General features: G+C 45.7%; 14 protein-coding genes. 9 read left to right on the top strand and 5 right to left on the bottom strand.

The window, feature by feature from the left end; translation table 11 throughout:
• Nucleotides 1-119 precede the first annotated feature (119 nt).
• Together EPL05_RS01030 and EPL05_RS01025 are read right to left on the bottom strand one after the other, a co-directional pair.
• Nucleotides 120-611 (bottom strand): outer membrane beta-barrel protein, encoded by a 492-nt coding sequence (locus EPL05_RS01030; protein ID WP_128531655.1) that lies wholly within the window; start codon nucleotides 609-611, stop codon nucleotides 120-122.
• A 168-nt stretch (nucleotides 612-779) separates the two neighbouring features.
• The gene (locus EPL05_RS01025) at nucleotides 780-1,487 is read right to left on the bottom strand and encodes an ATP-binding cassette domain-containing protein (protein WP_128531654.1); all 708 of its coding nucleotides are present in this window, start codon (nucleotides 1,485-1,487) and stop codon (nucleotides 780-782) included.
• Nucleotides 1,488-1,989: 502 nt separating this feature from the next.
• Between EPL05_RS01025 and EPL05_RS01020 the strand changes: the two genes are divergently transcribed.
• On the top strand, nucleotides 1,990-3,471 hold the full coding sequence (locus tag EPL05_RS01020; protein ID WP_128531653.1) for a glycine--tRNA ligase: 1,482 nt from the start codon (nucleotides 1,990-1,992) through the stop codon (nucleotides 3,469-3,471).
• A gap of 61 nt (nucleotides 3,472-3,532) precedes the next feature.
• Here the strand turns inward: EPL05_RS01020 and EPL05_RS01015 are convergent, their stop codons facing one another.
• From EPL05_RS01015 to EPL05_RS01005, 3 genes are all read right to left on the bottom strand, one after another.
• Nucleotides 3,533-10,015 carry an alpha-2-macroglobulin family protein gene (locus EPL05_RS01015; protein ID WP_128531652.1) on the bottom strand — a complete coding sequence of 2,161 codons (6,483 nt, stop codon included), beginning with the start codon at nucleotides 10,013-10,015 and terminating at the stop codon, nucleotides 3,533-3,535.
• A gap of 109 nt (nucleotides 10,016-10,124) precedes the next feature.
• Nucleotides 10,125-10,565 (bottom strand): hypothetical protein, encoded by a 441-nt coding sequence (locus EPL05_RS01010; RefSeq protein ID WP_128531651.1) that lies wholly within the window; start codon nucleotides 10,563-10,565, stop codon nucleotides 10,125-10,127.
• 9 nt (nucleotides 10,566-10,574) lie between these two features.
• Nucleotides 10,575-11,537, bottom strand: coding sequence for a zinc dependent phospholipase C family protein (locus tag EPL05_RS01005; protein ID WP_128531650.1), 963 nt, complete (start codon nucleotides 11,535-11,537; stop codon nucleotides 10,575-10,577).
• Between the two features lie 399 nt (nucleotides 11,538-11,936).
• Between EPL05_RS01005 and rpsT the strand changes: the two genes are divergently transcribed.
• The 8 genes from rpsT (at nucleotide 11,937) to EPL05_RS00965 (ending at nucleotide 19,779) form a co-directional block, all read left to right on the top strand.
• Entirely contained in the window at nucleotides 11,937-12,191 is a 255-nt protein-coding gene (gene rpsT, locus EPL05_RS01000; RefSeq protein ID WP_128531649.1) for a 30S ribosomal protein S20, read from the top strand.
• A 245-nt stretch (nucleotides 12,192-12,436) separates the two neighbouring features.
• A complete protein-coding gene (gene radC / locus EPL05_RS00995) occupies nucleotides 12,437-13,135 on the top strand; it encodes a RadC family protein (protein WP_128531648.1) in 699 nt (232 codons plus the stop codon).
• Between the two features lie 668 nt (nucleotides 13,136-13,803).
• Nucleotides 13,804-14,031, top strand: a complete 228-nt coding sequence (locus EPL05_RS00990) for a hypothetical protein (protein WP_128531647.1) — start codon at nucleotides 13,804-13,806, stop codon at nucleotides 14,029-14,031.
• Nucleotides 14,032-14,211: 180 nt separating this feature from the next.
• Entirely contained in the window at nucleotides 14,212-16,611 is a 2,400-nt protein-coding gene (pheT, locus tag EPL05_RS00985) for a phenylalanine--tRNA ligase subunit beta (RefSeq protein ID WP_128531646.1), read from the top strand.
• A gap of 113 nt (nucleotides 16,612-16,724) precedes the next feature.
• A complete protein-coding gene (locus EPL05_RS00980) occupies nucleotides 16,725-17,015 on the top strand; it encodes a hypothetical protein (RefSeq protein ID WP_128531645.1) in 291 nt (96 codons plus the stop codon).
• A 21-nt stretch (nucleotides 17,016-17,036) separates the two neighbouring features.
• Nucleotides 17,037-17,330 (top strand): cell division protein ZapA, encoded by a 294-nt coding sequence (locus tag EPL05_RS00975; protein WP_128531644.1) that lies wholly within the window; start codon nucleotides 17,037-17,039, stop codon nucleotides 17,328-17,330.
• Nucleotides 17,331-17,626: 296 nt separating this feature from the next.
• Nucleotides 17,627-19,192, top strand: a complete 1,566-nt coding sequence (gene rny / locus EPL05_RS00970) for a ribonuclease Y (protein ID WP_128531643.1) — start codon at nucleotides 17,627-17,629, stop codon at nucleotides 19,190-19,192.
• 50 nt (nucleotides 19,193-19,242) lie between these two features.
• Nucleotides 19,243-19,779 (top strand): Mpo1 family 2-hydroxy fatty acid dioxygenase, encoded by a 537-nt coding sequence (locus EPL05_RS00965; protein WP_128531642.1) that lies wholly within the window; start codon nucleotides 19,243-19,245, stop codon nucleotides 19,777-19,779.
• The last annotated feature ends 128 nt before the right edge of the window (nucleotides 19,780-19,907 follow it).

Genomic DNA, 19,907 nt, shown 5'->3' with positions numbered 1-19,907 from the left:
TATCCTATTTCAAAATATTATTAAATAAAGTTTAAATAATACTTGTTTGTTGTTGAAATGATAAAACCAAAAAGGGCCGGAGAAATTCCCCGAGCCCTTTTCTATAAAGTTTTGTTTGCTTAGAAACTGAAGCCTAAACGCAGGCCGATCTGGCTGATGGTTCCGTCTTTAGACCATGCTTCGTAACGTACGCCTAAATCAACACCGCTGCCAAAATCATAGCCAATACCCGGCGCATAAACAAAGGCAGTACCGCCACCGCTTTCGGTAGAAAACGCTGCACCTAACTGGCCTTCGCCATAAAAGCCGCTTCCAAAGAAGTATTTAAGGCCGGCTTTTACCGGGATAGCACCATCTGTAGAACCTGCAATGCTTTTGTATTGAGATTTTACAAGGAACGCGTTATAGCCTACCGAACCGGTAAGGAATGTGTTTGTGGCAATGTTGTGATCATATTTAATTGAAGCGCCAACAACTGCATTGTAAGCTTGTTTAGCGTCGCCCGTTGGGAAGCCGCCTTCTAAACCTATACTCCATTTTCCGCTTGATTGCGCGAACGCGCTGATTGATAAACCGCATAGAACGGTTAATACTAATAGAACTTTTTTCATGATAATTTTAAATTGTGGTGAACATTTAATCACAGCATTGCAGGGTACCTTCCGCGTTGCTGCCGTCTTAATTGTAGACGCTCGTTAAAACACAACGTGACAACTATTGTGTGCGAAAAATATGCAATAGCATGTAAGTAATTGAAATGTAGGGATATTTTTTTGTGCCTACTTATTGGTTAAGCCTATGAAAATGTTCTCCAGCGTTTTGTCGCCATTTTTTTTGCGGAGGTTTTGCAGGGTATCGTCGGCGGCTATTTTGCCTTTGTTGATGATGATAACCCGATTGCAAACAGCTTCTACCTCCTGCATAATATGGGTAGAGAGTACAATGGTTTTTGTTTTTCCCAGATCGAGGATCAACTGGCGGATGCCAATGAGCTGGTTGGGGTCGAGGCCCGAGGTGGGCTCGTCCAGTATCAGTACCTGCGGATCGTGCAGTATGGCCTGTGCCAGGCCCACGCGTTGGCGGTAACCTTTAGAGAGCTGGTTTATTTTTTTATGCTGCTCGGGGCCAAGGCCGGTTTGCTCCAATACTTCGGTAATGCGGCTTTGCGCGTTGTGCAGTTTGTGGATGCCGGCAACAAAGGCCATGCTTTCCTTTACGTACATTTCGGTGTATAGCGGGTTGCTTTCGGGCAGGTAGCCGATGTTGCGCTTTACCTCCAGCGGGTCTTTGCTGATATCGAAACCGCAAATCGTTGCCGTGCCCGATGTTTGCGGGATAAAGCAGGTGAGCATTTTCATGGTGGTGGATTTGCCCGCGCCGTTCGGCCCTAAAAAGCCCAATACGCCCGGCTCTGCATTAAATGTAATGCCATCCACAGCCTTTTGCTGCCCGTAAATTTTTGATAAAGCCTGTACCGAAATGCTCATGGCGGTAAAAGTAGAAGTTAGATTTGAGATTTGAGATATGAGAAAGAAGAAAACGTTAAGCTACGTTAGGGATAGAAGTGGAAACCCCGGAATGGAGTCCCCACTTCTATCGGTGGGGGCGGAATGAGGAGTTGGAACGGATAGCCCGGGCCGGAGGCAACGCCATAATTGGTGAGTGGTTGATTGGTGAATAGCGAATGGTTTTAAAGTTGCGGGCGGGGAGTGAGGTGGTCTTAATTAATGACGTTCATTAAATATCCAACTATAAATTATGGCACCCCCTCCGGGCCGGGCTTTGCAGGGCTTCGCTGCGCTACGGCCCTTCGGGCTAAACCCTTACAATCCCTGGTGCGGAAGAAATTCTGGATTTATAATTCATGTTCCAATTTACTTTATAGACACTCACTACCCCGGATAAATTCGACCATTCAAACCCCTCAAACTTACTATTCACCAATCACCACTTTTACCTTTCTGCCTAAATTGTATCTTTGCCTCCATTATGAGCAATTCAACCGACGAACTTTTTAAAAATGTTATATCGCACGCCAAGGAGTATGGCTTTGTTTTTCAATCCAGCGAAATTTATGACGGACTTAGCGCTGTTTACGATTACGGCCAGGCCGGTGTTGAACTAAAGAACAACCTAAAAACCTACTGGTGGAAAGCCATGGTGCAAATGCATGATAACATTGTGGGCCTCGATTCTGCCATATTTATGCACCCCACCATCTGGAAAGCAAGCGGCCACGTAGATGGCTTCAGCGACCCGATGATTGATAATAAGGACAGCAACAAACGCTACCGTGCAGATCAGTTACTGGAAGACCGCATAGCTAAACTTGATGAGGAAGGCAAAACCAGCGAAGCTGAAGAACTGCAGCTCGAGATGGATAACGCCCTGAAGGCCGAAGACCTGCCGCGTTTGAAAGAGCTGATCATCGAACAAAATATAAAATGCCCGGTAAGCGGCACTGCCAACTGGACCGATGTACGCCAGTTTAACCTGATGTTTAGTACACAGGTTGGCGCTATTGCCGATGAGTCTGACACCATTTACCTGCGCCCGGAGACTGCACAGGGGATTTTTGTGAACTACCTTAACGTGCAAAAATCGGGCAGGATGAAAATTCCTTTCGGCATAGCGCAGATAGGTAAGGCTTTCCGTAACGAGGTGATTGCCCGCCAGTTCATCATCCGCATGCGCGAGTTTGAGCAGATGGAGATGCAATATTTTGTACGCCCCGGCACACAAAAAGAATGGTTTGAAAAATGGAAGGCTGCGCGTTTAAAATGGCACCTTGCCCTGGGTACCGACGAAGCCAAATACCGCTACCACGAGCATACCAAGCTGGCTTTTTATGCCGACGCCGCTTATGATATCGAATTTGATTTCCCGTTCGGCTTTAAAGAAGTAGAAGGCATCCACAGCCGTACCAACTACGATTTGAGCCAGCACGAGAAATTCTCGCGCAAGAAGATGCAGTACTTCGACCCGGAGGTTGACCCGGAAACCGGCAAGCCTTTTGGTAACTATATCCCGTACGTGATTGAAACTTCGATAGGTTTGGACCGTATGTTCCTGCTGACGATGATAAACGCTTACGAGGAAGAAGACCTGAGCACCGAAGAGAAACAGGATAGTCGCACCGTGCTGCGCCTGCATCCTGCTTTGGCACCGGTTAAAGCAGCTATTTTCCCGCTGACCAAAAAAGACGGTTTGCCGGAGAAAGCCCGCGAAATAATGGATGCCCTGAAGCTAAACTTTAACCTGCAATATGAGGAAAAGGATGCCATTGGTAAACGTTACCGCCGCCAGGATGCCATTGGCACACCTTTCTGCATCACAGTAGACCACCAAACGCTGGAAGACAACACCGTTACCATCCGCCACCGCGATAGCATGGCCCAGGAACGCGTACCTGCCGACCAGTTAGAAAAGATAATAGGCGACCTGGTAAGCTGGAAGAATTTGTTAGGATAATATAGTAAGCCTACTATATACCTTGAGCCCTCCCCAAAAAGGAGGGCTTTTTTATTGATTTCTACGGCATAAACGTTATCCTTCCGCCATCGCTATGCGCATTAAACTCCGGTGCATACATGCTTTGCAGGCTGGTGACGCCGGTTGCATAGTTGCCGGGTTGTACCACACGTAATTCATATTCGAACACATAGGTTCCTTTGTTTAGACGGCTAATGAAGAAGTTGGTGGCTACATCCTTTGTTGCCTGATAGTAATATAGGCCATCCTGATATTTGTATTCCGACAGGCTGTTGCTTGGTTCGGTACCTGCGGGGCGCATGTCTTTCAGGTGTATGTAATCAAAATCTCTATCAGCTTTTAAATGGAGAACTACTTTTAATACGTCCCCTGTTTTTGGCAAATGAGTTGCATCAACTGCCACCAGCATCGGCCCGCTATCGGTTTGCTTTTTAATGAAGTATTTGCGCTCCATTTGCACATTGGTGTTTGATGGGGTTACCTTATCCAACTTTTCGGTGTATTGCCAGTACATAGCACCCCAATTGATGGTTTTACCGGTGTTAGCTACCTCTACGTTGCCCAACGCGGGTTTTATCTGTTCATCAACCCAGGTTGTTTTTAAGTAGCCGGTGCCGGCTTCAGCTTTAATTTCGGGCCTCAGTTTCGCTAATGGCTTGCCGCCTATGCTGATGTTTACGTTGGCGGTATCTGATAATGCGTTGCCGCTTTTGATCAATAAAGCATAACATGCGGCTGCCGTAGCTTTAGTAGTACGCCAGTTATTGGTTTGTTTGTTGCGTAGTAGCCAAACTTTCATTTCGGCAACCGCAGCAGGGTCATTGGTCGCTTCGGTAAACAATTCAATCATCAACGACTGCGTCTCCACAGGCGATTCGTACCAAAAATAGCCATTAGTATTCGCCGCCCAATACATCCCCAACTCATCTGACTGGCGGGCTGTTTCTTTTAACGACTTGACAATTGCCGCGGTAGCTTCCTTATCACCCATATGGTAGAGTGTAAGGGCGATCATCGCTTTTTCGTACTCGCTGCGGCTGGTCCACTGGGCGGCGGCGCGGGCAAGATAGTTCTTTCGCACTTCCTTCAGTTCTCCGGCTCCTTTAGTCTCTTTAAAATAACTATAGGCGTACCATGCGTGGATCTCTATATTGTCTAAATTTCTGCTCTGATATTTTTTATCATATTTCTTTCGTTCGGCTTCGTCTTCAACCAATTGTTTGGTTAGGTATGCCAGCGCCCGATTACCAATGCCTTGCAGGGTAGGTGCGGCTTCACCGGTAACACCTGTTTTATTAAGCTGGCCAATACCGGCAACTATGTGCTGGGTGATGTACCTGTCGGCATATGTTCCACCAAACCAGGGGAAAGCACCGTTTGATAACTGTTTCTTTTGCAGTTTAAGCAGGTTCTCGTTCAGTTCGTAACTCGTTTTATTCAAGTCGAATAATTGGGCTATACGCTTTTTCTGTTCAGTTTCATTTGCTGCATCCTGTAACCATGGCGTTTCTTCCAGTAGTACAGATTTTAGCTCCGCGTTTTTTTCCAGGTTGGAAAGCAATTCTTTAGAATCTGTTGCTTTCCAGCGTTCCAATACCTGCTTAATTTTAGGGTTGCTGTTTACAATATAGGCAGCAAAACTGTTGGCATAAAACCGGCTGAAGATCTGTTCAGAACATTCGTAGGGGAACTCCATCATATAAGGCAATGCCTGCACGGCAGCCCATGCCGGGTTTTGCGTGTATTCCAGTGTGAGGGTTTTGTTTTGTAAGGTATTGCTGCTTTGGTTTATCAGTTTATCAAAACTGAAGGTTTTGGTTTGCCCGGCACGTACCATTAAGGGCATGGTTTCGGTAACCGGCATTCGGTTTGGTAATACAGGTAGGGTGTTTTCTTCACCATCGGTATAGTCCCCTGCGTTGGCGGTTAAACGATAAGTAAGCGCTTCCAACCCGGCGGGAATAATGAGTTTAAACGATACAGCTTTGGTTGTTGCGCTATCCACGCTAAAGCGTTGCGTACCGTTATCCCCTTTAGCAAAAAGGTTTACCGGTTGCATGGTAAGCGCGTTAAACAGTAGCAGCTGCGCCTCGCCTTTTAAATTGCCCGGAGATAAGTTTACCACCCTTGCCGAAACTACAAGCGTATCCTCTTCCCTTAAAAAGCGCGGCATATTGGCGCTTATGCTCACTTGCTTTTGGGTGATAACCAATTGCTCGATATAGCCCGTTTGCAATTTTTGATTGTAAGCTACACCCCGGAATTTCCATTTGGTAAGAGCCCCCGGGATGGTGAAGCTTATGGTTACCTGTCCTTTTGCATCGGTGCGCAACTGCGGGTAAAAGAAAGCTGTTTCGTTAAAGTTTTTACGGATGGTTATTGGTTTGGGGTTTGTGCGTATCTCTTTCATCTTCACTACGCCTTTGCGTAGTTTGTCATCGTATAGCTCGTCATACATCATCTCCCCTTCTTTATCAGCTTTAATTACCGGAGGTGCGAAAGCGAGATATCCGCTTACCTGCGCATTGTTGAAAAATCCCAAAGAGTTTTCTTCCACCACCTGCGTTACATCAGAATTGCCCACAGGTTCATTAATACGTATATCGGCGTTGGGGTCACCTTTTTGTGATTTAACACCCGGATCCGCTAACATCAATTCTCGTTCATATCGTACTTGTGCCAAAGATTTCATTTGTACAATAAGTTTTATTCCCTTTGGGGGATTAAGCCTTTTTGATGCCCAATCTTTTGCGCTAAAAACCAGTATCGCATTTACCGGCACTTTTATTTTAAAGTAGCCCAGCGAATTTGAAACCGTGCTGATATTGGAATTATTTATGCGCACGGTAACACCGGCCAAGCCCGAGCGGTAACCCAAAACTTTGCCAACCACATCATAGCCGTTTTTTACAAGTGTTGCGTTCCGGGCGTATTTTGCTACAGTTTTTTTATCGCTTAATGTGCTAAGGTGTAATTCGCTCACAGCCTGCCGGAAATTTTCGTAGTTATCGTTATAATAACCATAATCGTTAAAACCAAGCATGTCTATTGCTTCATATTTAATATCGGTGTTGGTGCGGTCATACTCGTGGCTTTCATACTCGTTGTCGTTTATTGTATTCACAGTGGCCGAGATTGGTTCAGACCTCCATTCAAAATAACCATTTACGCCAGTGGTGGCCAACAGATATCGCCAACTTGCAGCGGGGGTAATATCATCTAACGAGGCATCGTACATACCAGCCAATAACTCCGAAGCCTGTTTGCCCTCGCTACCGGTAATTTCCAGTTTCCACTGTTCCTTATCGCCGGGTCGCAGTTTATTACGCATGGTTAAAAAGCGTATGTTGAGCGGCTTAACGGTATCGGCAACCAAAATACGCTCGTAATACTTATAAATCCGGTTACCGTTTATCATGACAAACTGCACGGTGAACGTGTTGCGTTTTGTTGCAGGTACGGGTATACTTATTTTTTGTGGTGGCCCGGGGCTTAAAGCAACCAATCGGGAACTAAGCAATTTATCTTCATCGTAAGTTTCCAGCAATACGCTGCAGCTTTTATTTATCCCTACAAAAAACTCGGCAGGCTGTCCCGGCTGCACGGTGGTGCTGATGGGTAGCACCCAGTTCTCATTTTTTTGAATGGGCGCTTCCTCTTTAATAATATTGATGTATTTAATCACCGAGGTAGTGTCGCCGCTTTCGTTTTTGGCGTTTACCACTACAGCATAAACCCCGGCCGGTGAATTGAACAACTTGCTTAGGTCAAGCCTTCCTGCATCGGAATCCTTCAAGTCAAATTCAAAGCTTTGTGTTTTTTGCAGGCGCTCCCAGTTTTTGTAATCGTCTTCGCCCTTGTAAGCAAAACAAGGGAAGTTTTTGTGATAATCTTTGCGGCTCAACAGCCATTTATCGGGGTTGGCGGTAAGGCGGGTTTTAAAAAACTCGCCCGGGCTTTTTAGCGCGTACACCACTACAGTAGCTTGCCCGTTTTTACGCTGGCGGCCCGAGTTAAACAGCATCAGCGTAGCATCTATAGTTGTTTTTGGCCTTGCCATGTCTGGCAAGGCGAACTCCAGTTGAATGGGTTTATTGCTTAATGATAAGCTTGTGCCCGCGTTTTGCGTTTCGCCATTGGCATCGGTAACATCTGCGGCGATTTTAAAGAGGTACGAAATATCCGGCTCGTTTTCTGCCCCCGGTACGGCTAAAAATGTAAGTTCGAATTTCCCATGCTCGTCGGTTTTTATGGTGTCTGTGGCTATTTCATCAGTGCCGCGGCTGTAATAGTTCTCTTTTAAACCCCGATGGCTATATGGTATGCCTATATCGCGCGATCTGGTGACACGGTAAGCTATGCGCGCCTCTGATAGCCCGTATCCCGAAAATGCAGTTACTGTCCCTTTAACTGTAACGCTGTCGTTCAGCTTATAATTCTTTGTAAAAGGCTCAAATAAAATGCTGAAGGTTGGGCGTTTGTATTCGCTCACGGTAACCGTTATCGAGCCGGTTTCTGTAAACAGGTGAACCGCACCATTGATTATATTTTGAGGAAGAGTAAAAGACGATGCGGCAGAGCCAAAATCGTTGGTTATTAATTTTGCCGATGCTAATTGCCTTGAGTTCATATCTTTCATTTCCACCTCAAGGCTGGAATTGGGCACAATGCTGCTTTTGCCGTTTAGCGTTTGCACCTGAAGTGTTTTAAAATAGATGGTTTGCCCCGGGCGATAAATTTGCCGGTCGGTAAAAAATAGCGTTCTTAGTTTCGGGGTTATTGTATCCCGGTAGCTAAGTGTGGCGCTGTAAATGCTTTTCTCTTTGCTGTGTATTTGGTCGCCACCATAATGCACATCAATATCGATATAGTTACCGGGAACCTTAAATATAAATGCGCCCCTGGCATCGGTAAGCCCTTTTACCATTATGGGTTTTGTTTTGGCCTGGCTATAACGATCGCCGATGTAGGCAGCAGTTACCGCAGCTCCCTTTACAGGGATGCCTGTTTCGCGGTTAACAACCCTTATCTCCCTACTGCCATCAGGCAAGGTGCGTACCAGGTATGCAAGCCCGCTTACGCTAAAGTTGGTTAGCTGCATTAAACTATCCCGGGTAGTGGCCTGTTGCAGTAGTAACACGTAAGTGCCTTTAGCAAGTGCATCTATCTTAAACTCGGTTTTGTGTGTATTATAGTCGTTAGTGCGGGGTAGTTCCAACACCTTATTCTGCACGGGGTTTAATTTTTTAAGGTATGCTTCTGTTTGTTTGCCGGGTAGTATATCTCCATCATGTTTATCCATTTTGCCGAGCAGGGCAAGCTGAGCGGATGTTAAGCGATATATGCGGTAGCGCGCGGCCTTAATGTTGCAATATTCTAACAACGAGAGAATTGGTTTATCGGGAGAATTGATATCTTCCAAAGTAGCTTCAAGCTTTTTTTGAAGGATATCTTTCATAAGATTGGACGAGTTTATCGCACCAAAGCTTTTTGGATAATTAGCGATAGCCTGTTTAAGATAAACCATGGCCATAGTTCCGTTTGCAAGCTCACTATTATAATGGCTGGCTATAGTGTACAGCGCATCGGCTCGTAAGTTACCGGCCGATGAATCTGCAGCGATGCCTTTAAGGGCGGTTATGTATAAAGTATCCTTATTGCTAATGTTGCTATTATCGTATATAAACTTCAACCGCTGCATGTCGAGGTTGGCAAGGGCTTTGGTGTTATTCGCTTTCAAATGAAAAGCGATGCCCTGCTGTAAAAATTTAATACCCCGGTACCAGGTAGAGTTGGTATCTGTAGTGGTAACGGGCAATTGTATAAACTTTTTGCTGTCGCCAAAAAAGCGGGTATCATTTAAAGTAAAAGGCATTTTAGGCCGGGTTATGGCCGGCTCATCCGCCAGGAAGTACTCAAACGCGCGGTGTAACAGCATATCATAAAGCGTGGGGCGTAAATACCGGAAGTTTTTATTCCCTTCGAGGATGCTATCTAATATACTTATGGGTGTTTGCTGTTCTTGCTCTGCATCTTGTAAGGATAAGTTATAAAGACGGGTTGTTTCGTTGATAAGGGAAGCGAGGTCCCAGTTGCGGAAATCTACGTCAGGTTTTTCCAGGCGGGTGCGATTGGCAAATTTATAGCGGTTCTGTTGGTAATAGCTCCAGTACATATCTGCCAGAAAAGATTGTAAAATAGGTTTTACGGGATAGCCGGCACCCTCAATATCCACTTTTAACGTGTTGATCACATTTACCAGCGCATCATCTTCCAGGTATGTTTGCAGTTTTAATCTGTATAATACCGCACGGATAGTTTGAGGGGTGTTATCTTCTTTTCGTGCGAGCGCATCCAGTACGTTCACTTCGGCAAGGGCCGATTTTGGCAATCCTACATCTATCAGCGAATCTATCTTAAACAGGATATTGTGATAGTTTTTTTGGGCCGATGCTGAGCCGCCGGCAAACAAAAAACAGGTAAGGAATATATACAGGAGCGTTTTGGAAAATGTGGATGGCATGTTTAGGTGTTTTGATATGCTAAAGATAACAGATTAGTGAGATATGTAGCATGATGCAGTTTGAGTACTATTTCCATAAAACCGTCAGTTTAAAATCCTGTCGCTTTAATTATTTACCCTGCTCCACCATCAATTTCCCATGCTCATAGTAGTGGGTCTTTTTCCATCCGGGTGTTTTGCGCCAGTGCCGCCATTGTTCAAGCGTTAAAATCTTATCACCCCCGTCAGAAATAAAGATGTCTAAATAAAACACCTCCCAGGTTTTAGGGTCTACATAAAAGTGCTCGGTAGGTCTAAATCTTTCAAAGTTGGAAATTCCCAGGCTTACCCAATAATATTTGCGACCGTTTTTCGGCTCACCCTGTAGCAGCAGTATAGCCTTTTCTGAAGCATGTTTTTTTAAAAATGCTTTTACTTCGGGTACGGCAGCAACTTGGTCCATCGCCACATCTGCCTTGGTTTTCTTTTGTTGAAGAGCAGCATTGATTTGGTGCGCAGAATTTCCCGCAAGCGCAAAACATAAGGAAAAGAATAACAATGCAGGTCTCATTACAGTAAACTATTTCTCTAAAATTAACACTTTTCCGGCCCTGTACGTCGCTTCTTCTTCCTTCATTTTTCGTCCTTCCTCCAAAGTAAGCGGTGTTTCAATCAGCTTATTCAGATCGGGTTGCCCGGCATCTACCCATGCCGAAAACCAGAAGCTACCCACGCTTAATATGGATTGCCGCATTTTGCGCTGCACCATCCCTGCCAGCATCTTATGGTAGGCTTTGCTGTACGCTACGGAGTATACCTTTACCATCCGCGTACCGCGCTGTTCCATGGCGTATTTGGTGCTATCGGTAAACTGTTTGTTCAAGATCCTTTCGAACCGCAGCACGCTATCCACGCTTTTATAACTTGCGCGGCAAATACTGAATGCTTCGGCAAGCGGGTTGCTGATATACCGCGCCTTGCCCACATAGTAGTTATATTGGTTGCTGTAAAGCTCGGGGAGGCGGCTTTCCCAAAGGCCGTGTATGCCGGTTTGGTTAGTAAGCTGCCCGTCATAATTTTCGGTAAGGTGCAGGGGCGTGTGGGCGTCTGAGATGTAGTGCCCCAGGTTGGCAGATATGGTGAGGATGGCGGTGGTATCGTGCCGTTTAAAAGCCTTTACCAGCCAGTAATAATTGGCGTTGATGATCCAGGGCACGGTGCCGTATTTGTTCAGGGTATCTGAGGAGTATTTGGCGGCGGCATCTATCCAGTGCTGGGGCATGGCTTTAAAGGGCTGCTTGCCGTAATGGTCGGCATCGAAGAAATGGTGCGGTGCTTCCAGTGAATCTACGTAGCGCTTTTTATCGGCGCTTACAGCGTGCCCGGTAATGAAGCTGATGTTGGCCCTGTAAAAGCCTGCCATGCCCTTAGGAAGCGTAAAAACCGCCAGCCGGTGAATGCGGTAATGCGCAAAGAAACCCCATGAAGTGCAGAGGGTGAGGACCGTGCAGGCGGTTACAAAGGTGAGAAGGGAGCGCTTCATTAAATTGTCTGAACTCGAATTTTAAGGAATTTAACGAAATTACAGAATTGAAGGCAGGGAGGGCTATCAATTCGACAAATTCTAAAAATTCAACAATTCGAGTTCAGACAAAATGAACGCTTCCCCCGGGTTAGTGATTGGAAGGGTTTAGCCCCCAACGAAGTGGGGCCGGAGCGCAGCGCAGCCCTGCAAAGCACGGGCCGCAGGCAACCCCATGGTATTTGTTCATGTCCGTCCATTTACAGGAGCGGATTTGCATGGGCACGTTGTGGACAAAACAACCGTTTGCCCATACTCTTTTATCCTTAATCAAAAAATAATATCAACACTATTGCAAATTAAATTTTATCAACCTATATTTGCACCTCTAAAAATAAAGAAAGAATAACAAGCTGTACGATGGCAAATCATAAATCATCCTTAAAAAGAATCAGGTCAAACGCTGCGAAGCGTCTGCGCAATAGGTACCAGGCAAAAACCACCAGGAACGCTATTAAAAAACTAAGAGGTACAACAACCAAGGTTGATGCTGCTCCTTTATTATCAAAAGTGATCTCTATGTTAGATCGTTTGGCTAAAAAGAACGTTATTCACAAAAACAAAGCTTCTAACAACAAATCTAAGCTTACTAAATTTGTAAACGCTTTAAGCTAATCGCTTAATACGATATATTGAAAGGGATAATACGAAAGTGTTATCCCTTTTTGTTGTGGGTTTTTTGTCTGAATCAGGATTTACAGGATTAAAGAATTTTCAGAATAAATATACTGAGTTGGGTTAGTTATCCATTCTTTCAAGGTAAAGCCCTGAATTCTGTTCATTTTAAAATTCTGTAAATCCTGATTCAGATACATTCCCTTTTATTTCCTACTTTAGGCACACAAAACCCAAACCTACCCTTGGAAGAATACGGTAATAATTTAAGTATAAAAAGCTGGGCCGAGGAAGACCGCCCGCGCGAAAAGCTAAGCGGGCAGGGCCGCCGTGCCCTTACAGATGCCGAACTGATTGCCATACTAATTGGTAGCGGCAGTCGTAACGAAACCGCCGTAGAACTAAGCAAACGCATTCTGCATCATTACGATAACGACCTGAACAAGTTGGGTAAAGCCGGCATCAGTGAGCTGTCTAAATTCAAAGGCATCGGCGAAGCAAAGGCGATCAGCATTATAGCGGCATTGGAAATTGGCCGCCGCCGTGGCGAAACAGAATCAAAAGCCCCAGAAATCCTAACCTGCAGCCGCGATATTTATAACGTAATGCGCCGCCACCTGATGGACCTTAACCACGAGGAGTTTTGGATAGTACTGGTGAGCCGTGCAACAAAGGTGATAGGCAAGGAACTGATTAGCAAAGGAGGCTTAAACGGCACCGTTGCCGATCCGCGGATTATTTACCACGTAGCCATACAACACCAGGCCAGTAGTATAGTGCTCATCCACAACCATCCATCGGGCAACCTGAAGCCGAGCCGCGAAGATATTTTCCTCACCAAAAAGATGGTGGAAGCAGGCAGGCTGCTGGATATAACCGTGCTGGATCACCTCATCATCTCCGATCAGGGGTACTTTAGCTTTGCCGATGAGGAGATGCTGTAAGGGCGCTGATTTCGGATTTGGGATGTTCGATTTCGGATTTGAACATTCGAAATAATTTCACCCAACAAAGAGCCCGACGAACGGAACTATAACCTCATAAACCGGCATAGCGTTACGCACGGGTGGCACCGGCACTGAAATAGCACTAACTTACATAGAGCGGAACCAAGCCGGCACTTTTCTTTGGTTCGTTTCTTTTGGTGTCAAAAGAAATGAACATCCACAGGTTTATCGGAAGTTACTGCCATACCTAACGGAGCACTGAAATAATTGAGCCGCCTTTCAAAGTGAGCACTAACTACTGGCAAAGATTGCATCGCTCCAAAAGGCATTAGATAGGCTTAAACAACAAGTCGCTTAACTTTTAAGTTATATAGTAGAAAGTAACCAAAGAAAAACATAGCGAAGCGGCTCTTGAACACCTTAAAAAACAAACCATAGTGAAAAAACTCCGGCTGCGCCCTGTTCTATTAAAGGTTGTACTTTGGCAGTGCCTGTGGTTGCCGAACAGGGCAAGGCCGATTTAGAAGGACTTTCGTTAGGTTCGTCGGGCTCTGTATTTCACCCATAAATTCGAAATTGAACATTCGAATTTCGAAATCCTAAATTCCCGCAAACAACACAAGCCCTCCCTCGTTACCTTTAAACAAATTTTAAAACCCAACACCATGATACAGCCCGAAGACGACCAATTAGCACAAGACGACCAACTTGGCCAAACCGAGAACGAAGACCAGATAAGCCAGCAGGATATCCATTCCAACGGCTTCGACGAAACTAACGAACCTGCCGGCGAAATAAACGAAAGCGCGCCCCTGCAACGTGCTTATGATGCTGCCGAATCTGCCTACACCCTTAACCTGGATGATGACCCACCTGCTGGCGATGATAAATAATATTTAAAAGCATTACTACCAGATTTGACAACTTTTAAAAAGTTGTCAAATCTTATTCACCATCTCTACGCATATTATTGCTACCGCAACTCCCCAGCGCAACTATTTTTACTTTTGACTTTTTACTTTTGACTTTTCACTTCTCCACTTCGTATCTTTGCCGATTATCATTCTGCTATAATGAAGATATCGTACAACTGGCTTAAAGAATTTATTGATACAGATAAAACCCCCGAAGAGATCTCTACGATACTCACCGGTACTGGTTTGGAGGTAGAGAGCCTCGAGAAGGTACAGGCTGTACCCGGCGGGCTGGAAGGGTTGGTTATTGGTTACGTGCTGGAGTGCGTAGCTCACGCCAACAGCGATCACCTGCATGTTACCAGGGTTGATGTTGATGGCGCAGAGCTGCTTAACATTGTTTGCGGTGCTGCTAACGTAGCGGCGGGACAAAAGGTGGTGGTGGCTACTGTTGGTACCACCGTGTACCCAACCGTGGGCGAGCCATTTAAAATAAACAAATCTAAAATACGCGGCGAGGTATCCGAAGGGATGATCTGCGCCGAAGATGAGATAGGCCTGGGCAGCGATCATGCCGGTATTATGGTGCTTGATGCCGATGCCCCTGTAGGCACGCCGGCAAAAGCGTACTTTAAACTGAACGACGATTACATGTACGAGATTGGCCTTACGCCAAACCGTGCGGATGCGGTATCGCACCTGGGCACTGCCCGTGATATCGCCGCGTTTCTGAAGATAGGCATCACCAAACCCGATGTTAGCGCCTTTAAGGTGGATAACACCGATAGCGCTATTGAGGTGGTGGTAGAGAACGAACAGGCTGCACCAAGGTACGCCGGCGTAACCATCTCGGGCATAGCGGTTAAAGAGTCGCCACAATGGCTTAAAGAGCGTTTGGCGGTGATTGGTGTGCGTAGCATAAACAACGTGGTAGATGTTACCAACTATGTACTGCACGAACTTGGCCAGCCCCTGCACGCCTTTGATGCCGCTGCCATTACCGGCAACAAGGTGATTGTAAAAACCGTAGCCGAAGGCACCGTATTTAAAACACTGGATGATGTGGATAGGAAACTATCTGCCGATGACCTGATGATATGCAACGCCGATGAGGCGATGTGTATTGCCGGTGTGTTTGGCGGAATAAAATCGGGCGTTAGTGCATCTACCACCAGCATCTTTTTAGAGAGCGCTTATTTCAACGCCGTATCGGTACGTAAAACGGCAAAACGGCATGGGCTAAAAACCGATGCATCCTTCCGTTTCGAGCGCGGTACAGATCCGGATATGCCAGTATTTGCCCTGAAGCGTGCTGCCTTGCTCATCCAGCAGGTAGCAGGCGGTGTGGTATCGTCGGAAATATTTGATAACTACCCTAACCCGGTAGCACCATTCGGGATTGAAGTAACTTATAAGACTATCGACAGGCTCATCGGTAAAGCCATCGGCCATGATACCATTAAGACTATTTTGACCGGGCTGGATATTACCATTGTAACGGAAACCGAAGAGGGTTTAAGCTTAAAAGTTGCCCCTTACCGTGTGGATGTAACGCGCGATGTGGATATTGTAGAAGAGATACTGCGTATTTACGGGTACAACAACATCGAGATCCCAACGCAGATCCGCGCATCGTTAAACAACCCCATCCGCCCGGAGAAAGATACCGTGCAGAACGCTATATCTGATCTGCTGAGCGCCAATGGCTTCAACGAGATCATGAACAACTCGCTTACCAAATCGGCTTATTCTGATGACCTGGAGCACGCCGTAAAGATCTTGAACCCGCTCAGCAGCGATCTGGACGTTATGCGCCAGAGCATGTTATACTCGGGGTTGGAATCTGTCGCCTATAACCAAAATCACCGCGCTGCGGACCTTAAACTGTACGAGTTTGGCAAGATCTACAGCTTTGTGGATGAGAAGTACGTAGAGGCCCAGCGCTTCTCTATCTTCCTCACCGGCGCTTACAAAAGCGAGCAATGGAACGGTAAGGCGGTAGCTACATCGTTTTATAATTTAAAGGCTGTTGTTGATAGTATCCTCAAAAAACTAAGCATTACCGATTATACTACCGAAGAGGCTACAGCCAGCGGCCTGGTGTACGGGCTGCAATACCTGCGTGGTAATAAAGTGCTGGTGAGCTTTGGCTCGGTAGCGGCAGCGGCGCTTAAAAGGGCCGATGTGGATAAGGAGGTTTTCTACGCCGATTTTGATTTCGACGTGTTGTTGAAACTGGTTCGTAAGAATGTAATTGTATACCAGGAAGTAAGCAAGTTCCCTGCCGTAAGGCGCGATCTGAGTATGCTGGTAGATAAGAGCGTTACCTTTGGACAGTTAAAGGGCATAGCCGGACGGACGGACAAGAAACTGTTGAAAGAGGTGAACGTGTTTGACGTGTACGTGGGCGATAAGCTGCCGGCGGGTAAAAAATCGTACGCCCTCAGCTTTATTTTGCAGGACACCGAAAAAACTTTAACTGATAAGGCAATTGATGCCACGATGCAGAAATTAATTTATAATTTAGACAAAGAAGCAGGAGCGGAGATAAGAAAGTAATTAGTGAAGGACTGAATTAGTGAATTAGTGATTTAAAAAGTCGCAATCAATAACTCACTCATTCACTCATTCGCTAACTCACTAATTGTTTAATAATTCACTAACTAAAAAGAATGCCTTCAGTAGCAGAACAATTAACAAAAGTTGTATATAAAACCGAGCGGTTAATAGAGCTTTGTGCTGCGCTACAGGAAGAAAACGACCTGCTTAAACTGGAAAGCGATGCCTTAAACGCCGCGCTTGATGCCAGTAAAAACAAGACGAAAGACCTGGAAGAAAAGCTTCGTGTATTGAAACTGGCAAAATCTTTTTCAGAAACAAATGAAAAAAGTGTTGACATTAAGCAAAAAATTAACGACTTTGTGCAGGAAATAGATAAGTGTATTGTATTGCTGAAAAAGTAATACGAAAAGTGAAAAGCTCAAATGGGAGAAATCTCAATAAAAATAAATATTGCCGACCGCGTTTACCCCTTAAAGGTGAACATGGAAGAAGAAGAGATAATAAGAAGGGCAGCTAAGCTGATCAACGATCGCATAAAAGAGTACCAGGAGAACTATGCGGTTCGCGATAAACAGGATCTGCTTTCGATGTGTGTGTTGCATTACGCAACATCCTCGTTAAAAGCGGATAAGAAAGTTACGTCGGATGATTCTGAAGTGACGGAAAAGGTTTATCATTTAGATCACCTGCTGACCGATTTTTTTTCTAAACAATAACGTTCTTTAAATAAGTAGAAGAAGCCCTGAGTGCAAAGTAAGAAGTTAAACAAGACTTTCTACTCTAAACTTTCGACTTTAAACTCTACCCGAGCCATTTAAGATTTAACCGCAGTTAAATTTTAAGTTTTCACTATTAAAAACTTAACGCTTCAATATCTACGGATCAAAGAGGCATGCGTTGATCGTGTAATTTACGGTAACCCGTGATCCCGAGCCATCCGACCAGAAGTTTTAACAATACATGAACACTTAGAAGTTTAGTTGCGGTTTTTTTTATTTATATAACCTAAGAAATGAACACATTTTTGTACCTGATCATCGGGCTCCTTGTAGGGGTACCGACGGGCATCGTCATAGGCCGCTTCCTGCTAAGGAAGCTGTTTAAAGACCAGGAAGTAAACGCCCAGAATAAAGTAAAGAAGATATTAAAGGACGCTGAGAATAACGCCGAGATCCTTAAAAAGAACCGCCAGTTAGAGGCCAAAGAGAAATTTCTTCAGTTAAAAGCCGAGCACGAGCAGGAGGTAAATACCAAAAACAACGTGCTTAACCAGCGCGAGAACGGTATCAAACAAAAAGAGCAATCTTTTAATCAGAAGCTGGAGAACATGAACCGCAAGGAGAGTGAGCTGGATAACGCGCGTAAAAAAATAGATGCCCAATCCGATGTGCTCTCTAAGAAACAGGAAGAAGTTGAGCACCTGAAAAACCAGCACGTGTCACAGTTGGAAACCATTGCAGGCCTGAGTGCCGAAGATGCCAAAAACCAGCTGATAGATAACATGCGCGAAGAGGCCCGCAGCAAAGCGATGGCGCAGATAAAGGATATTGTAGACGAAGCCAAGCTTACCGCTACCAAAGAGGCTAAAAAGATAGTAATTCAAACTATTCAGCGTACCGCTACCGAAAGCGCTATAGAGAACACGGTATCTATCTTCAACATAGAGAACGACGAAATTAAAGGCCGTATAATTGGCCGCGAAGGCCGCAACATCCGGGCGCTGGAAGCAGCAACCGGTATAGAAATTATTGTGGATGATACCCCGGAAGCGATTATCCTTTCAGGCTTCGACCCTGTCCGCAGGGAGATTGCCCGTTTGGCAATGCACCGCCTGGTGACGGACGGACGTATCCACCCGGCACGTATTGAAGAAGTAGTTGCCAAAACCCGCAAGCAGATAGAAGAAGAAATTGTGGAGATAGGCGAGCGTACCGTAATTGATTTAGGTATCACCGGCCTGCATCCGGAACTGATAAGGATGGTAGGCAGGATGCGTTACCGTTCATCGTACGGGCAAAACCTGTTGCAGCACTCTCGCGAGGTGGCCAACTTCTGCGCTACCATGGCGGCAGAACTTGGCCTGAACGTAAAACTGGCCAAACGCGCGGGCTTACTGCACGATATTGGTAAAGTACCAGATGATAACCCGGAACTGCCACACGCTATTTTGGGTATGCAGTTAGCCGAAAAATATAAGGAACACCCGGAAGTTTGTAACGCCATTGGAGCCCACCACGATGAAGTGGAAATGACCTCGATGCTATCGCCGATAATACAGGTGTGTGACGCTATTTCAGGCGCAAGGCCGGGCGCTCGCCGCGAAGTGGTAGAAAGTTATATTAAGCGTTTAAAAGAGCTTGAGGAGCTTGCATTATCATACCCTGGTGTAGAGAAAACCTTCGCTATACAGGCAGGCCGCGAATTGCGCGTTGTGGTAGAGAGCGAAAAGATAAGCGATGCCCAAAGCGAAATACTGGCGGCAGACATATCTAACCGTATCCAAACAGAAATGACCTACCCTGGTCAGATAAAAGTTACCGTAATAAGGGAAACCCGCGCGGTAGCATTTGCAAAATAATAAAGCTTAAATTTGAGCCCTCTCCTAACCGGGGAGGGCTTTTTTATTTTATGGCGAAACCAAAACCCAATACCATTAAACCCGTACTCCCCAAAAAGGATGAGCGCCCCGTAGATGTTTATTTTAACCGGCTTAATGCAAGTCACCAACAGCCAACCAACAGGCTGCTGCATTTTATATGCGTGCCGCTGATGTTGTTCGGTGCGCTGGGTATAGCCTGGGCAATCCCGTTTCCGCACCTTGCTTTTTTAAAAAGTTATGAAGGTATGTTCAACTGGGCATCGTTTTTAATAGCCTTTTGCGTTTATTACACGCTTAAACTTTCGCCAATACTATCTTACACCATGTTGCTGGTATTATTTGCGTTAAGCTACGGCGTATCGCAGCTTGCCGTATGGGAACAGGCCGGCGGCATTCCATTGATTTGGATGGAAACCTTGTTCCTGGCCCTTGCCTGGCTTGGCCAGTACATAGGCGGTAAAAAAGAAGGTAATGAAGCATCATTTAAGGATGATACACAATTGGTGCTGATCACGCCAATATGGGTGCTGTATAGTTTGTTTAAACGGTTTGGATGGAAGTATTAGGGGACTCTTCCTGGACAGTTCCTCCCCGTGCGTCATTGCTTCATGTCCGCAATGACGCGTGAAAAACGCGCGCAGTTGGACGGACGGACAGTACATATGCCCCCCTCAAATCAAAATCCCTAAATCCT

It is taken from the genome of Mucilaginibacter gilvus (assembly GCF_004054195.1).
Classification (GTDB): Bacteria; Bacteroidota; Bacteroidia; order Sphingobacteriales; family Sphingobacteriaceae; genus Mucilaginibacter; species Mucilaginibacter gilvus.
The sequence above is the reverse complement of the archived record's forward strand: the minus strand, read 5'-3'. Positions and strand labels throughout refer to the sequence as shown.

Bases quoted from the DNA above. Each gene is read 5' to 3' on its own strand.
- EPL05_RS01030 (WP_128531655.1), bottom strand. From the start codon at position 611: ATGAAAAAAGTTCTATTAGTATTAACCGTTCTATGCGGTTTATCAATC.
- EPL05_RS01025 (WP_128531654.1), bottom strand. From the start codon at position 1,487: ATGAGCATTTCGGTACAGGCTTTATCAAAAATTTACGGGCAGCAAAAG.
- EPL05_RS01020 (WP_128531653.1), top strand. From the start codon at position 1,990: ATGAGCAATTCAACCGACGAACTTTTTAAAAATGTTATATCGCACGCC.
- EPL05_RS01015 (WP_128531652.1), bottom strand. From the start codon at position 10,015: ATGCCATCCACATTTTCCAAAACGCTCCTGTATATATTCCTTACCTGT.
- EPL05_RS01010 (WP_128531651.1), bottom strand. From the start codon at position 10,565: ATGAGACCTGCATTGTTATTCTTTTCCTTATGTTTTGCGCTTGCGGGA.
- EPL05_RS01005 (WP_128531650.1), bottom strand. From the start codon at position 11,537: ATGAAGCGCTCCCTTCTCACCTTTGTAACCGCCTGCACGGTCCTCACC.
- rpsT (WP_128531649.1), top strand. From the start codon at position 11,937: ATGGCAAATCATAAATCATCCTTAAAAAGAATCAGGTCAAACGCTGCG.
- EPL05_RS00990 (WP_128531647.1), top strand. From the start codon at position 13,804: ATGATACAGCCCGAAGACGACCAATTAGCACAAGACGACCAACTTGGC.
- pheT (WP_128531646.1), top strand. From the start codon at position 14,212: ATGAAGATATCGTACAACTGGCTTAAAGAATTTATTGATACAGATAAA.
- EPL05_RS00980 (WP_128531645.1), top strand. From the start codon at position 16,725: ATGCCTTCAGTAGCAGAACAATTAACAAAAGTTGTATATAAAACCGAG.
- EPL05_RS00975 (WP_128531644.1), top strand. From the start codon at position 17,037: ATGGGAGAAATCTCAATAAAAATAAATATTGCCGACCGCGTTTACCCC.
- rny (WP_128531643.1), top strand. From the start codon at position 17,627: ATGAACACATTTTTGTACCTGATCATCGGGCTCCTTGTAGGGGTACCG.
- EPL05_RS00965 (WP_128531642.1), top strand. From the start codon at position 19,243: ATGGCGAAACCAAAACCCAATACCATTAAACCCGTACTCCCCAAAAAG.